Raw genomic sequence first — 13,763 nt, 5'->3', positions numbered from 1 at the left:
GAGAGTTCCATGATCCGCTCTATGCTTCTGGCCGCCACGGCCACCCTTGCCTTTGGCCTGCCCGCTTTTGCTGATGGCATCCTTATCCATGACGCCTATATGCGCGTCTCTTCCCCCGTCGCCAAATCCGGCGCGGCCTTCATGACCATCGAGAACCAGTCCGACACCGCCGACCAGCTTGTTGCGGCGCATTCCGACATTGCCGACCGGACCGAGCTACATACCCATAAGGAAGCCGCCGACGGCATGATGCAGATGCTGGCCGTGCCGGAAGGATTCGCCATTCCGGCGCAGGGCACGCATGCGCTGGCCCGCGGGGGCGACCATATCATGTTCATGGGATTGAAAGCCCCGCTGAAAGAGGGCGATCATGTGCAGGTCGTGCTCGATTTCAAAAATGCCGATCCGGTCACGGTCGATATGAAAGTCACGATGGGCGAAGCCGGTATGGATCATAGCGCGATGCATGGTCAGAGCGCCATGCAGGGCCAGAACGCTATGCTGGGAATGTCGCATAGCGGCATGAACCATATGTCTCAGGGCAACTGACCCACCGCAAAGATGCGCCCTTCCGGGGCGCATCTCAGCCCAGCAGGTCCAGCATGCTGGCGGCCGCCACCGCAGGCGCGGTCCGGCCCTGCGCGACCTGATCCCCCAATCCGGCCATCTTCGCACGGATCTCGGGGTCGGTGCGAAGGCGGGCAAGCAGCCCCTCACGCACCTCGGCCTCGAACCAGTGGCGGGCCTGCTCGGCGCGGCGGGTGGCAAAGAACCCCTCCTCCTTGCGCCACTGCGCCAAGGCGCAGATCTCGTCCCATGCTTTTTCCAGCCCCGCCTCTTCCAGCGCGGAAACCGCCATCGCCTTGGGAAAGCCTTCGGGATCTTGCGGGCGCTTGCGCAAAAGCCGCAGCGCACCGGCATAATCGGCCACCGTGCGCATTGCCGTCATCTTCAGGTCCCCGTCGGCCTTATTCACCAGCAGGATGTCGGCCATCTCCATGATGCCGCGTTTGACGCCCTGCAATTCATCGCCCCCCGCAGGGGCCATCAGCAGCACGAAAAGATCGACCATATCGGCCACCAGCGTCTCGGACTGCCCCACCCCGACCGTCTCGATCAGGATCAGGTCGAAGCCCGCCGCCTCGCACAGCAGGATCGCCTCGCGGGTGCGCCGCGCCACGCCCCCCAGATGCGCCTGCGACGGCGAGGGGCGGATAAAGGCGTTGGGGTCGCGCGAGAGCTGCTCCATCCGCGTCTTGTCGCCAAGGATCGACCCGCCCGAACGCGCCGAAGACGGGTCCACCGCCAGCACGGCCACCTTCTTGCCCTGCCCTGTCAGCATCAGACCGAAGCTCTCGATAAAGGTCGATTTGCCCACACCGGGCGTGCCCGAAAGCCCGACCCGCAGCGCGGCCCCCTGACCGGCCAGCATATCCAGCAGCCGCAAGGCCTCGGCCCGATGGTCGGCACGGTTCGATTCGATCAAGGTAATGCCACGCGCCAAAGCGCGCCTGTCACCCGCAAGAATTCCCTGAGCCAGATCCTCGGCGGTATTGCGCATAGCTTTCCTCCCATCGGCCAATCGTCGCTACCAAGCGTAAAGATGTGAGCATGTGTGAAACGCTCTCTGTTTCTTGCATCGCGCAAAAGGTATATGTCCAGCCCATAGCCGAAAGGGCTGCAGATTTCGTCACGACGAAAGGACCATCATGAGATCACGGATTGCGCGCAAAATCGGCCTCGCCACAACACTGGCCCTGCTGGCCTTCGGGCAGATGGCACGGGCCGACCAGAGCGACCAGATCGTGTTCGATGTGCAGCTCAAGGGGCTGAAAGCGGGCGAATTGCTGATCAATGGCAAGGTCGAGAATAACGGCTACGGGGCCAATGGCACGTTGCAGACCTCGGGCCTGCTGGGGTTTCTGCGCAAGCTGCGCTATGATGCCACCACCAGCGGACATATCACCGGCAGCCGCTTCACCCCGACCCGCTATGTCGAAAAAGCCGACACCCCCGACCGCGACCGCGTCTCCACGATGGTCTATAACCGCGGCACGCCGATTTCGGTCAGTCAGGAGCCGCCGCGCAAGCCCCGCAGCACCGATCTGGACCCGACCCAGCAGCATGGCACGGTTGATCCGCTGACCGCGCTTTATTCGGTGCTGCGCTCGGTGACCCCCGATGAGGCCTGCAACCGCTCCGAGCAGATCTTTGATGGCACCCGCCGCAGTCAGGTCACGCTGAATGCGCCGCAAAAGCAGGGCAATACCGTGGTCTGCACCGGCGAATACCGCCGCCTTGCGGGGTTCTCGAAATCGGACATGGCCAAGAAATCCGTCTTCCCCTTCACGCTGACCTATAGCCCGACGGGCAACGGGCGGCTGGAAGTGACCGAGATCACCACCGACACGATCTATGGCGAAGGCCGTCTGAAACGGCGCTGATCCCGTGACCCGCCTGCCGATAGACACCGTCCTGCCCGAGCTGCAACAGGCCATCGCCCGCGAGGGTCGCGCCGTCCTGATGGCGCCGCCTGGCGCGGGCAAAACCACGCGGGTGCCACTGGCGCTGATGGATCAGGTCAAGGGCCGCATCCTGATGCTTGAACCCCGCCGTCTGGCCGCCCGCGCCGCCGCCGAGCGCATGGCCGACACTTTGGGCGAAACGGTAGGCCAGACCGTGGGCTACCGCATCCGTGGCGAGGCGAAGGTATCGAAAACCACCCGTATCGAGGTGGTCACCGAGGGCATCCTGACCCGCATGATCCAATCCGACCCCGAGCTTTCGGGCGTGGGCTGTGTGATCTTTGACGAATTCCACGAACGCTCGCTGAATGCCGATCTGGGGCTGGCCCTGGTTTGGGAGGTGCGCGGCGCGCTGCGCGATGATCTGGCGGTGGTGGTGATGTCGGCCACGCTGGACGCGGGTCCGGTGGCGGCCATGCTGGAGGATGCGCCGGTGGTGGTGTCGGAAGGCCGCGCCTTTGCGGTAGAAACCCGCTGGCTGGACCGCCCCGTAGACCGGACAATGCGCTTTGAACCTGCGCTTGCGGGGCTGATCGAACAGGCCGCACGCGAGACCACAGGCAGTATCCTTGCCTTCCTTCCGGGAGAAGGCGAAATCCGCCGTGTCGAGGGTCTACTGGCGGGCCGTCTGCCCTCCGATGTGACCATCCGCCCGCTCTTTGGCGCGATGGAATTTGCCGCGCAACGTGCCGCGATCGAGCCTGCCAAGACGGGGCGCAAACTGGTGCTGGCGACCTCGATTGCCGAGACCTCGCTGACCATTCAGGATGTGCGCGTGGTGATCGACGGGGGCCGCGCCCGCCGGATGCGCTTTGACGCGGGTTCGGGCATGGCGCGTCTGGTGACCGAACCCGTCAGCCGCGCCGAGGCCGAACAGCGTCGGGGCCGTGCAGGCCGTGTGGCCGAAGGGATCTGCTACCGCCTCTGGACCAAAGGTGCCGAAGGGGCGCTGCCCGCCTTCCCGCCCGCCGAAATAGAGGTGGCCGATCTGTCGGGCCTTGGGCTTGAGCTGGCGCAATGGGGGTCTGACGGCAGCGATCTAGCCTTTCTGACGCCGCCTCCCGCGCCTGCGCTGGCCGAGGCGCGGAGCCTGCTGGAAGGTCTGGGCGCGCTGGAAGGCATCAGCCTGACGCCCCACGGGCAGGCTTTGGCCCGCCTGCCGCTGCATCCGCGCCTTGGCCATATGCTGCTGAAGGCGGGCCAAGGTGCCGCCGATCTGGCCGCGCTTCTGGCCGAGCGTGACCCTCTGCGCGGGGCACCCGCCGATCTGACCCTGCGTCTGAAAGCCGTGCGCGACCCGCGCGGATTTGCCGCCGATCACCCGTGGCAGCCCCATCGCGGCACGATAGAGCGCATCCGTCAGGAAGCCCGTCGTCTGGCAAAGATGGTCGATCATACCACCGCGCTTGAGCCCGCCGAGATGGCTGCGCTGGCCTATCCCGACCGTGTGGGGCTACGCCGTTCCGGCGATCAGCCGCGCTATGTGCTGTCGGGGGGCAAAGGGGTGCAGGTGGCCGATGGAGACCCGCTTGGCTCGGCCCGCCTGATTGTCGCCACCGATACCAATGGCGACCCGCGCGAGGCCATGCTGCGCCAAGGCACCCAGATTTCCGAGGCACAGATCCGCGGGCTGTTTAGCGAGCAGATCCAATGGGTTGATCTTTGCGAATGGTCGCGCCGCGAGGGCCGTGTGGTGGCCCGCAAGCAGGAGCGTTTCGGCGCTTTGGTGCTGGATGACCGGATCTGGAAAGACGCCCCGCGCGAGGCTTTGGCCCTTGGCGCGCTGGATGGCATCCGCCAGATCGGCCTGCCCTTCTCCGATGCCGCGCGGCGCTTTCAGGCGCGTGTGCAACTGCTGCACCAAGAGGGCGCAGAGCTTCCCGCCTTTGACGATGCTTCCCTGATGGAACGCGCCGAGGACTGGCTTCTACCCTATCTGGGTGGCAAGCGGACGGAGTCGGACCTGCGCAAGATGGATATCACCGACGCCCTGCGCGGCCGTCTTGATTGGGAACAGCTACAACTGGTCGACCGCCTTGCGCCCGCGCATTTCGAGACGCCTCTTGGGCGGCGCGTGCCCATCGACTATGGCGGCGAACATCCCGGCATCGAGATCCGCCTGCAGGAGATGTTCGGCGTCACCTCCCATCCCAGCATCGGCCCCAAACGCCTGCCGCTGCGGGTGACGCTGCTATCGCCCGGCCATAAGCCGATACAGGTGACGCTGGATATTCCGGGCTTCTGGGACGGGTCCTATGCGGATGTGCGCAAGGATATGCGCGGGCGCTACCCCAAACACCCTTGGCCCGAAAACCCGCGCGAGGCCGACCCGACGCTGCGTGCCAAACCCCGAAACTGAAAAGGCGGCCCCGAGAGGGCCGCCCTTTTATTACTTCTTGCCAGGCTTGCCGTATTTGGCTTTCGGCTTGCCCTTATCCTTGGGGTTCGGCTTGTCTTTGAAGGACTTGCCGGCGGGCTTGCTGAACTTGCCCGCTTTCCCTTCGCCCGCTTCGTCGCGGCTTTTCCACGACTTGCGCGGCGCGCCATCGTCGGAACCACCCTTACGATGCGGCTTCTTGAACTCGCGGTCGCCACGATCACCACGATCACCAAAATCACGACGCGGGCCGCCCGGCTTGCGGTCCCATTTCGCGGGGCGCGGGTTCGGACGGTCAAGACCCTCGGGGGCTTTGTCCAGCACATCCACACCGCATTTATCCTCCAGCGACCGCTCGGGGCCGACAGATTGCAGGAAGCGGTCGGCCGCATCAGCATGGATCTGCACGAAGGTATGGTCATTCATGATACGGATCGCACCGATGTCACGGCGGGTCAGATCGCCCGCGCGGCAAAGCATCGGCAAGAGCCATTTCGGATCGGTGCCGCTGTCACGGCCCATCGACAGGCGCATCCAGGTCGAGCGCTCGAACTCGACCTTCGCACGCGGCTTCGGCCCGTCCACGCTGATCGGGGTGATGTCTTCGGGCGCGGAACGCCCCGCAATGAAGGCACGCGCCACGGCTGCGGCCAGTTCGGTCGCGTCGAACCGTTTGAGCAGCGCCTGAACCGCCTCTTTCTCGTCGTCCTGAATGGGCTCGACCAGCGACGGCTGTTCCAGCATCCGCACACGATCCCGCTCCAGCACTTCCTCGGCCGAGGGCGCGGGTGCCCAGTCTGCGGTGAGGTTGGCGAATTTCAACAGGCGCTCGGCCTTGGCCTTGATGTTGATCGGCACGACCAGAGCGGACACACCCTTGGAGCCCGCACGCCCCGTCCGGCCAGACCGGTGCAGAAGCGCCTCTTTGTTCTGCGGCAGATCGGCATGGATCACCAGTTCCAGACCCGGAAGGTCGATCCCGCGCGCGGCCACATCGGTGGCGATACAGACACGGGCACGGCCATCGCGCATCATCTGCAGCGCGCGCGAACGTTCCTCCTGGCTGAGTTCGCCCGACAGTGCCACCACGGCAAAGCCACGGTTCAGCAGCTTGGTCGTCAGGTGGGTCACCATCGCGCGGGTGCCACAGAAGACAATCGCGTTGCGGGCCTCGTAGAAGCGCAGCAGGTTGATGATGGCGTTCTCGCGATCCGAACGGTCCACGACCAGCGCGCGATACTCGATATCGCTGTGCTGTGCCTTGCGATCGATGGTCGAGATCCGCTGCGCATCCTTCTGGAAGGTGCCAGCCAGACGCTCGATCTCGGGCGAAACCGTGGCCGAGAACATCAGCGTGCGACGCTCTTCGGGGGCTTCGTTCAGAATGAATTCCAGATCCTCGCGGAAGCCCAGATCCAGCATCTCGTCGGCCTCGTCCAGAACCGCAACCTGCAGCTCCGACAGATCCAGCGCGCCACGGCGGATGTGGTCACAGATCCGGCCCGGCGTCCCCACGACGATATGCGCCCCGCGTTCCAGCGCACGGCGTTCGTTGCGCGGGTCCATACCGCCAACCGCGCCTGCGATGATCATGCCAGCGGCGCCATAAAGCCATTCGAATTCGCGTTTGACCTGCAGCGCCAGCTCGCGCGTCGGCGCGATCACGATGGCACGCGGCACATCGGCGCGGGTAGGCACACCCTCGGCCAGAAGCTGCGCCGACATGGCCAGACCGAAGGCCACGGTTTTCCCCGAGCCGGTCTGCGCCGATACCAGAAGGTCTTTCTCCGCCAGAGCAGGGTCACCCACAGCGGTTTGCACGGGGGTGAGGGTTTCGTAGCCTTTCTTCTCCAGCGCGGAGGCAAGCGCGGGGTGAATGGCGATATCAATGCTCATGGCGGGGACTTTCGGGTCTGGAATGGAACGGGCGCACTCAACTGCGGCGCAAGGGGCGGCTCATACGCCCTTTGCGGCCTTCTGTATAGGGGGAATCTGCGCCTTTGGTTACGCGCTCACACCCATTTGGCTATCGGCGGAAGGCTCATCAAGACCGCATCGGCATTGTGACCGGTTTCCAGACCGAACTTCGTTCCCCGATCGTAGACTAGATTATATTCGGCATAAAGCCCGCGATGGATAAATTGCGCCTCACGGTCGGCATCGGTCCAAGGCTGGTTGCGGCGTTTTTCGGTCACCGGCAGAAACGCCTTGAGGAACGCGCGGCCCACATCCTGCGTGAAGGCGAAATCCTTGGCCCAATCGCCGGTGTTCAGATCGTCATAGAAGATGCCGCCCACACCACGGGCGCGATTACGGTGCGGGATATAGAAATACTCATCCGCCCACTCCTTGAACCGCGGGTAGTAGCTTGCGTCATGCCCGTCACAGGCCGCCTTGAGTGCGGCGTGAAATTCGGCGGTGTCCTCGTCATATTCGATACAGGGGTTCAGATCCGCCCCACCCCCAAACCACCATGCCCCCGGCGTCCAGAACATGCGGGTATTCATATGCACCGCAGGGGTTTGCGGGTTCTGCATATGCGCCACAAGGCTGATCCCCGAGGCCCAGAAGCGCGGATCATCCGCCATCCCCGGCACGCCACGCGCGGCCATCGCCTTTTGCGCGCGCTCGCCCAATGTGCCCCAGACGGTCGAGATATTGACGCCCACCTTCTCGAAAACACGGCCTCCGCGCATGACGCTCATCTTGCCGCCGCCGTGGTCCTCGCCATTGGGGCCTGTGCGGACGGTGGGCGTGACCTCGAAACGGCCTGCGGGCGCTTCGGCATGGGGACCTGTGACCTGACTGTCCTCCAGCCCCTCGAAGGCCGCCACGATCTTGTCGCGCAAATCGGAAAACCACTGGCTGGCGCGGGCTTTTTCGTCTTCGAACAGGGGCTGGTCGGTCATGGGGTCTCCTTTTCCTGCCCGCAGTCTTAGCGGGCCGCAGCGGCAGGAGCAAATAGCAGTTTGGTGCAAAGCCCCCTAGCCGACCGCAGAGGCAGAAGCTAAGCTGATGGCCGGAGGAGGATCCCATGACCCGCATTTTCACCCCCGCCCTGCTTGGCCTGAGCGCCCTTGGCCTGCTGGCCGCCTGCGGCACCCCGCAGGAGCGCTGCATCAACCGCTCCACCAAGGAAATCCGCGTGCTGAACGGGCTTCTGGAAGAGGTGAACGGCAATCTGGCACGCGGCTATGCGTGGGAAAGCTATGAGGTCGAGCGCCAGCATTTCGGGATATGCGGCTATGAAACGCATGAAACGAAAGACGGCAAGAAGATCCGCCGTCCTGTCCATTGCTGGAAAGAGGTCACCGAAACATTGCAACGCCGCGTGCCGATCGATCCGGCCTCCGAGACGCGCAAACGTGACGGGCTGGTGGCCAAGATCCAATCGCTCGAGCCGCAGGCGCGCGCGAATATCGCCGCCTGCAAGGCAACCTACCCCGAAGAGTGATCAGAAAACCGGAACCTGCACCGCATCCAGCAACCCGCGCCCGCCGTCGATGCGGATGATCTGGCCGGTGGTGAAGCTGGCCCCCGAGGACGCCAGAAACTGCACCGTCTCGGCCAGTTCATTCGGCGCGGCGATCCGGCCCAAGGGCGTGCCCTCGATGATCTCTTCGCGCCATTCGGCGTTTTCCTTCAGCGCGTCCTGCAAAGAGCGGCTCATGACAGAGGCAAAGCTGACCCCGTTTACCCGAATGCGATGCGGCGCCAAAGCCACGGCCAGCCCGCGCACCGCTTGTTCCTGCGCCGCACAGGCGATGGAATAGGCCAGCGTTTCGGGCTGCGAGCGCGTCGAGGCCAGCGTCGAGATATTGATGATCGACCCGATCTCGCCCTCGGTGCGCCCGTCTTTCTCGGCCTGCGCAATCATACGCTTGGCGGTCAGCTGGGAAATCCGCAGCGAGGATTTCATATTCTGCTGCAGCATGTCATCCAGCACGGTCTGGTCAGGGTCCAGCGGGTCGCAGGGCGTGAAGCAGCGGTTGGTATTGACCAGAATATCCACCCGATCAAAGGCATCGATGGTCGCCGACAGAAGATTCGCCACATTCAGCTTCTGGCACAGATCACCGGCAAAAGTCCGCACCGGCCCCTCGGATGTGTCGGTATCGGCGAATTCGTCCTTCAGACGGCTTTCGTCGATATCGGCAAACATCACATTGGCCCCGCGATCCACGAAATGGCGCGCAATGGCAAGCCCGATCCCGTGGGCCGCGCCCGTCACAATGGCGGTCTTGCCGGAAATGGAAAGCGACATGCAGTCTCCTGCGGAGTGGTTGAAGCAAAGACGCGGCCGGTTAGCGGCCGCGTTTGGTCTGAGTATCGGCCTTTGCGGCCTGCGATTTCGTCAGCGGCTTTTCGGCATAGAACAGCTTGAACTGCGCATTGCCGCCGATGTCCTCGACATGGTGGAAGACCTGCCGCAGCGTGTCCTCATAGGGAAGATGGCGGTTGGCCACCATCCAGAGCTTGCCCGAAAGCGACAACATAGAGGCCGCTTTGCGGATAAAGGCCTGCCCGAGGTTCGGATCACCCGCATGGCCCACATGGAAGGGCGGGTTCATAATGATACCGGAATAGCGGGCGGCAGGCTCGTAGCCGGTGACATCCTCCCAATGGAAGCTGGCACGCGGGTCGGTGATATTGCGCTTGGCGCAGTCGAGGGCGGCATAATCGGCCTCGATCAGATCCAGCGTCTCGACGCCCTCGCGCGCAAGGATCTGCGCCGACAGCCAGCCCCAGCCCGCACCCAGATCGGCCAGACGCGCCGGAAGGCGGCCCGGCAGCGCCTGCGCCAGAAGGGCCGAACCCGCATCAACCTTATCCGCCGAGAACACGCCGGGGGTGGTGACAAAGCCCTCGGTCGGGGTTTGCGCCTGCACGACCCAATCAGCCAGCGCCCCGCGGCGCGCGGCAAAGCGGAAGACCTTCCCATGCGCCTTGGCAATCGCCGCCGAGGGCGCCACCAGAGGCTTGAGCGATTTCAGAACCGAATCCACACCGTCATTCTTGGCGCCATCCACCACGATCATCCCGCCGTCGATCACCAGATCGCATAGGCGTGCCAAAGCGTTGCGGGCCTCCTGCTTGGCGCGGGGCAGAAAGATCACCGCCGCCGCATAGTCAGATGACTGCGGCGCAGGGCTGACGGTATACCCGCGCGCGGACAGCCCCGCGTGATCAGGCGCAAAGCCCTGCACCAGCTCAAGCCGGTCTTTCGGCAGATCGGAGAGATCGGTTTCGGCCAGAGCGCCGATCACAAGGATGGTGCCGTCCTCCGGCAGGGGCGCCTGTTCCAGCGCCAGCGAAAGTCTGGGATGTGTCATGGGGTCGCGTCGCGGAGTACCGCGCTCATTCCTTTTCCATCGTGCATTGCAACGGGTGCTGATGGCGGCGCGCAAAATCCATGACCTGCGCAACCTTGGTCTCGGCGATCTCGAAGGAGAACACGCCAACAACCGCCAGACCCTTTTTATGCACGGTCAACATAATCTCGAAGGCCTGCGCATGATTGAGGCCGAAAAACCGTTCGAGGATATGCACCACGAACTCCATCGGGGTGTAATCATCATTCAGCAGCATCACCTTATACATCGGAGGCTTACGGGTTTTCGGCCGCGTTTTCGTAGCAAGGCCGGCATCGCCGTCATTGCCATTTTCATCATCGGCCATCATGCTGAAGGGCTTGAAGTCGCCTGTCATCATCGCTTTCCCGGGTTCCGAACATCTCAGGTCTCGTGGCGAATATAGGAAGACGGGGGCGGAAGGAAACCCCTTCTGCCTCTGCTCGCAATTCGAACGTTAAACTCTGACCTTACAATAGGGAGTAAATAGTGCCGCTGACAATGCTGGGTTTCGACGCCGATGACACGCTTTGGCAAAATGCGAGGTTCTTCCGGCTCACACAGGAGCGATTTGCCGAATTGATGGGCGAATTTGTCGAGAAGCCCCATCTGGACGCGCGGCTTCTGGCGGCAGAGCGCCGTAACATCGGGCGCTATGGCTTTGGCGTCAAAGGGTTTACATTGTCGATGATCGAAACCGCCATCGAGGTTTCCGAGGCCCGCGTCGATGCCACAGCGATCGCCGAATTACTGCAGGCAGGGCGCGAGATGCTGGCCCATCCCATCGAATTGCTGCCCCATGTCGAAGACACGATTGCCACGCTCAGCCAGGATCACAAACTTGTCCTGATCACCAAAGGCGATCTTCTCGATCAGGAACGCAAATTGGCGCAATCGGGGCTGGGCCCCTATTTTCAGGCGGTCGAGGTGGTTTCGGAGAAAACCGCCGCAACCTATACCCGCCTCTTCAACCGTCACGGGCGCGGGGCAACCAACGGCGTGATGGTTGGAAATTCAATGAAATCAGACATCCTGCCGATGCTTCAGGCAGGCGGCCATGCGGTCCACATTCCCGATGGTACACAGCCCTGGGCGCTGGATCATGCCGAACCGCCCGAGTCCCATCCTCGACTCACCACGCTTGGCTCTATGGCGAATCTGGTGGAGTCGATCCGCATTATCACGCGCCCGTGAATGAATGTGAGTAAAAACCTCTCACAGGCGCGTGAAAAATGATTAACTGCCGTAAGGGAATGGAGTGTTAAGGAAGGGTTAATGGCACAATATGATGCGCATATTGTCGACATGCCACCTACATGATGTGGTGATGCAAGAAAACCGCAGTAAAGGTGACTGAAACTTCCCAATTTTCACAAACGATTCCGCGTGTTATCGTTCTTTCCATAAGCCCCACTTTAAAATCAAACCGGGGCACCGAGGCAGATATAAGGATAAGAACCGTGACCACGCTTTTGCGCTGGATCCGAGCAGGAGTTTGCGCGTTCTTCACATTGTTGCTTTTGCCGTTGGCTGTGTATGCCGCGCCCTATGCAGCCTATGTGATGGACATGCGCTCTGGTGAGGTCCTCTACGAGAAAAACGCCGACACGCGACTCTACCCTGCGTCATTGACCAAAATGATGACGCTCTACATCGCCTTTCAGGCTATCGAAGCCGGTGAGGTCAGTCTGGATTCCGAAATCACCGTGTCGCAAAATGCGGCCTCCCAGCCCCCGTCACGGCTGGGGCTGCGCGCCGGTCAGAAAATCAAGCTGCGCTATCTGATCCGTGCAGCGGCGATCAAATCGGCGAATGACGCGGCCTCGGCCATCGGGGACGCGCTTGGCGGCAACGAGGCCAACTGGGCCGCACGGATGACCGCCACCGCCAAATCGCTTGGCATGAAAAATTCGACCTTTCTCAATGCCAACGGCCTGACCCGCAAGGGGCATATGTCGACCGCCCATGACATGACCATTCTCGGGCGTCATTTGTTTTATGATTTCCCGCAATATTACAACATCTTCTCGCGCCGTTCTGCCGATGCCGGCATGAAGACCGTCTATTCGACCAACCGCCGCTTCCTTGACGCCTATAAAGGCGCGGACGGCATCAAGACCGGTTACACCGTGGCTGCGGGTTTCAACCTCTGTGCTTCGGCGCAGCGCGGCGACGAGCGGATCATCGCAACCATCTTCGGCGGCACCTCGACCGCACAGCGGAACGCGAAAATGGCGGAACTGCTGGATCTGGGCTTCAAACGGGTTCAGGACCACAGCCCCGTCAACAAGCCCAACGCGCCCGACATGATCGAGCTGAACCAACCCAGTGCCGGTATGCTGGTGGCCAGCGCACCCATGCAAAGCAGCCCGCGCCCGCAATCGCGTCCCGGTGTGGCAACCCATGATGCGGATGCTATCGCAGCCGCCGTGGCCGTGGCCAATGCCGCCCCTGCGGTGGACACGGAGGCCGTGGAAGACGCCGTGGCAATGGCTTCGACCGATGGTCTGGAAGCCAGCCCGCGTCCGGTCTCGGCCCCCAATCGCAGCTTCGCCACCGCCAAACCCGCCGACGAGAGCGAGGATCTGGCAGGCGAGGAAGTCCAGATGGCCAGCGTTCAGGACAGCGCCGACGAAGAAGACGAGGCGCAGTTTGCAGGCGAGATCGCACAGGGCGATACCGATCCGGGTGGTCCTATCTTCCAGCAGACCAGCAAACCGCAGCCGGAAACTCTGGCGATGATGGGCAAGGGCAAGAAATCCGATACGGTGATTCTGGCCGCTCTGAACCCGCCGCAGGCAAGCGCCTCGGAGACGCCGCGTGTCGTGGCGCGTGCGTCCAGCTCGGGCGGGCGGAACTGGGGCGTGACACTGGGATTGAAGAATTCCGAATTCCACGCCCAGCAGGACATGCTGAAAGTGGCGCTGATGGAAAGCGACACCTTGGGCGATGCCCTGCGCAAAGTGGTCAAGCGCAAGCTCGGTTACGAGGCCACCTTTGTCGGCATGAGCCAGCAACAGGCCAGCCTTGCCTGCGCCCGCCTGGCCGCACGCAGCATGGAATGCGGCGTCGTCGGCCCCTGAAGCCACTCTTCTATCTGCCCAATCTCACGGACTGCATCCCTGATGCGGTCCGTTTTTCTTTGGTCTCCTGACGGCGCGTGCCCTTTCACGGCGCAAAGGGGGGCTCTGTGCCGGTGGACCTTGGTGAGGACGGTGGGGCGGGCACATTGCGGCGCGCCATTGATCCGCAGCACGCATATGCAAAAACCGCCGACAGGACGGCGGTTTTATCGCGGCAGGCACCCTGCCCTTGGCTGACGGCCCGCGCAAGTCCCGAGACTAGCCCTTGGGATGATCATCCCACGCGGTCGACAGGATACGTTCGGCATCGCCTTTCGGGTCTTCGAACTGGCGGCTTTTCAGCGCCCAGAAAAAGGCCAGCAGGCCCACGCCCCCGAGGAAAAGGGAAATCGGAATCAGAAATCCGAGGATCGACATTAAACCCGCC

At 62.8% G+C, this 13,763-nt stretch carries 13 protein-coding genes; 6 read left to right on the top strand and 7 right to left on the bottom strand.

What is annotated here, in order from left to right:
• The first annotated feature begins 9 nt into the window (after positions 1-9).
• On the top strand, positions 10-549 hold the full coding sequence (locus AC2ISB_RS01030; RefSeq protein WP_486575633.1) for a copper chaperone PCu(A)C: 540 nt from the start codon (positions 10-12) through the stop codon (positions 547-549).
• Between the two features lie 34 nt (positions 550-583).
• On the opposite strand, the gene meaB is transcribed toward AC2ISB_RS01030, so the two are convergent.
• Positions 584-1,561, bottom strand: coding sequence for a methylmalonyl Co-A mutase-associated GTPase MeaB (gene meaB / locus AC2ISB_RS01025; RefSeq protein ID WP_406735645.1), 978 nt, complete (start codon positions 1,559-1,561; stop codon positions 584-586).
• 148 nt (positions 1,562-1,709) lie between these two features.
• Here meaB and AC2ISB_RS01020 point away from each other — a divergent pair, with 148 nt between their 5' ends.
• Together AC2ISB_RS01020 and hrpB are read left to right on the top strand one after the other, a co-directional pair.
• Complete coding sequence (locus AC2ISB_RS01020) at positions 1,710-2,444, top strand: DUF3108 domain-containing protein (RefSeq protein ID WP_406720257.1); 735 nt, start codon at positions 1,710-1,712, stop codon at positions 2,442-2,444.
• Between the two features lie 4 nt (positions 2,445-2,448).
• Positions 2,449-4,884, top strand: a complete 2,436-nt coding sequence (gene hrpB, locus AC2ISB_RS01015) for an ATP-dependent helicase HrpB (RefSeq protein WP_486575631.1) — start codon at positions 2,449-2,451, stop codon at positions 4,882-4,884.
• Positions 4,885-4,914: 30 nt separating this feature from the next.
• Here hrpB and AC2ISB_RS01010 read toward each other — a convergent pair whose 3' ends face one another.
• Both AC2ISB_RS01010 and hemF read right to left on the bottom strand, forming a co-directional pair.
• Positions 4,915-6,798 (bottom strand): DEAD/DEAH box helicase, encoded by a 1,884-nt coding sequence (locus AC2ISB_RS01010; RefSeq protein ID WP_339108991.1) that lies wholly within the window; start codon positions 6,796-6,798, stop codon positions 4,915-4,917.
• Between the two features lie 116 nt (positions 6,799-6,914).
• Positions 6,915-7,811, bottom strand: coding sequence for an oxygen-dependent coproporphyrinogen oxidase (gene hemF / locus AC2ISB_RS01005; RefSeq protein ID WP_486575629.1), 897 nt, complete (start codon positions 7,809-7,811; stop codon positions 6,915-6,917).
• A gap of 125 nt (positions 7,812-7,936) precedes the next feature.
• Between hemF and AC2ISB_RS01000 the strand changes: the two genes are divergently transcribed.
• Positions 7,937-8,356, top strand: coding sequence for a hypothetical protein (locus AC2ISB_RS01000; RefSeq protein ID WP_339108989.1), 420 nt, complete (start codon positions 7,937-7,939; stop codon positions 8,354-8,356).
• Here AC2ISB_RS01000 and AC2ISB_RS00995 read toward each other — a convergent pair whose 3' ends face one another.
• The 3 genes from AC2ISB_RS00995 to clpS are packed head-to-tail and all read right to left on the bottom strand — an operon-like array spanning position 8,357 to position 10,611.
• Positions 8,357-9,166 carry an SDR family NAD(P)-dependent oxidoreductase gene (locus AC2ISB_RS00995; RefSeq protein WP_406720253.1) on the bottom strand — a complete coding sequence of 270 codons (810 nt, stop codon included), beginning with the start codon at positions 9,164-9,166 and terminating at the stop codon, positions 8,357-8,359.
• 40 nt (positions 9,167-9,206) lie between these two features.
• On the bottom strand, positions 9,207-10,235 hold the full coding sequence (locus AC2ISB_RS00990; RefSeq protein ID WP_486575626.1) for a class I SAM-dependent methyltransferase: 1,029 nt from the start codon (positions 10,233-10,235) through the stop codon (positions 9,207-9,209).
• A gap of 25 nt (positions 10,236-10,260) precedes the next feature.
• Positions 10,261-10,611, bottom strand: a complete 351-nt coding sequence (gene clpS / locus AC2ISB_RS00985; protein ID WP_406721637.1) for an ATP-dependent Clp protease adapter ClpS — start codon at positions 10,609-10,611, stop codon at positions 10,261-10,263.
• Positions 10,612-10,754: 143 nt separating this feature from the next.
• Here clpS and AC2ISB_RS00980 point away from each other — a divergent pair, with 143 nt between their 5' ends.
• Both AC2ISB_RS00980 and AC2ISB_RS00975 read left to right on the top strand, forming a co-directional pair.
• The gene (locus tag AC2ISB_RS00980) at positions 10,755-11,447 is read left to right on the top strand and encodes an HAD family hydrolase (protein WP_486576725.1); all 693 of its coding nucleotides are present in this window, start codon (positions 10,755-10,757) and stop codon (positions 11,445-11,447) included.
• Between the two features lie 368 nt (positions 11,448-11,815).
• Positions 11,816-13,336, top strand: coding sequence for a D-alanyl-D-alanine carboxypeptidase family protein (locus AC2ISB_RS00975; protein WP_406721635.1), 1,521 nt, complete (start codon positions 11,816-11,818; stop codon positions 13,334-13,336).
• Positions 13,337-13,594: 258 nt separating this feature from the next.
• On the opposite strand, the gene ccoS is transcribed toward AC2ISB_RS00975, so the two are convergent.
• Positions 13,595-13,753: a cbb3-type cytochrome oxidase assembly protein CcoS gene (gene ccoS, locus AC2ISB_RS00970; RefSeq protein WP_339108985.1), complete on the bottom strand. Its 159-nt coding sequence runs from the start codon at positions 13,751-13,753 to the stop codon at positions 13,595-13,597.
• Between the last annotated feature and the right edge of the window lie 10 nt (positions 13,754-13,763).

The organism is Thioclava sp. NS-SX20 (genome assembly GCF_057380695.1).
Note: the sequence above shows the minus strand (reverse complement) of the source record. Positions and strands in the feature narration are given on the sequence as shown.

Coding starts and splice junctions, on each gene's coding strand:
- hemF (WP_486575629.1), bottom strand. CDS start 7,811: ATGACCGACCAGCCCCTGTTCGAAGACGAAAAAGCCCGCGCCAGCCAG.
- AC2ISB_RS01000 (WP_339108989.1), top strand. CDS start 7,937: ATGACCCGCATTTTCACCCCCGCCCTGCTTGGCCTGAGCGCCCTTGGC.
- AC2ISB_RS00990 (WP_486575626.1), bottom strand. CDS start 10,235: ATGACACATCCCAGACTTTCGCTGGCGCTGGAACAGGCGCCCCTGCCG.
- clpS (WP_406721637.1), bottom strand. CDS start 10,611: ATGACAGGCGACTTCAAGCCCTTCAGCATGATGGCCGATGATGAAAAT.
- AC2ISB_RS00980 (WP_486576725.1), top strand. CDS start 10,755: ATGCTGGGTTTCGACGCCGATGACACGCTTTGGCAAAATGCGAGGTTC.
- AC2ISB_RS01030 (WP_486575633.1), top strand. CDS start 10: ATGATCCGCTCTATGCTTCTGGCCGCCACGGCCACCCTTGCCTTTGGC.
- meaB (WP_406735645.1), bottom strand. CDS start 1,561: ATGCGCAATACCGCCGAGGATCTGGCTCAGGGAATTCTTGCGGGTGAC.
- AC2ISB_RS01020 (WP_406720257.1), top strand. CDS start 1,710: ATGAGATCACGGATTGCGCGCAAAATCGGCCTCGCCACAACACTGGCC.
- AC2ISB_RS00995 (WP_406720253.1), bottom strand. CDS start 9,166: ATGTCGCTTTCCATTTCCGGCAAGACCGCCATTGTGACGGGCGCGGCC.
- AC2ISB_RS01010 (WP_339108991.1), bottom strand. CDS start 6,798: ATGAGCATTGATATCGCCATTCACCCCGCGCTTGCCTCCGCGCTGGAG.
- AC2ISB_RS00975 (WP_406721635.1), top strand. CDS start 11,816: ATGGACATGCGCTCTGGTGAGGTCCTCTACGAGAAAAACGCCGACACG.
- ccoS (WP_339108985.1), bottom strand. CDS start 13,753: ATGTCGATCCTCGGATTTCTGATTCCGATTTCCCTTTTCCTCGGGGGC.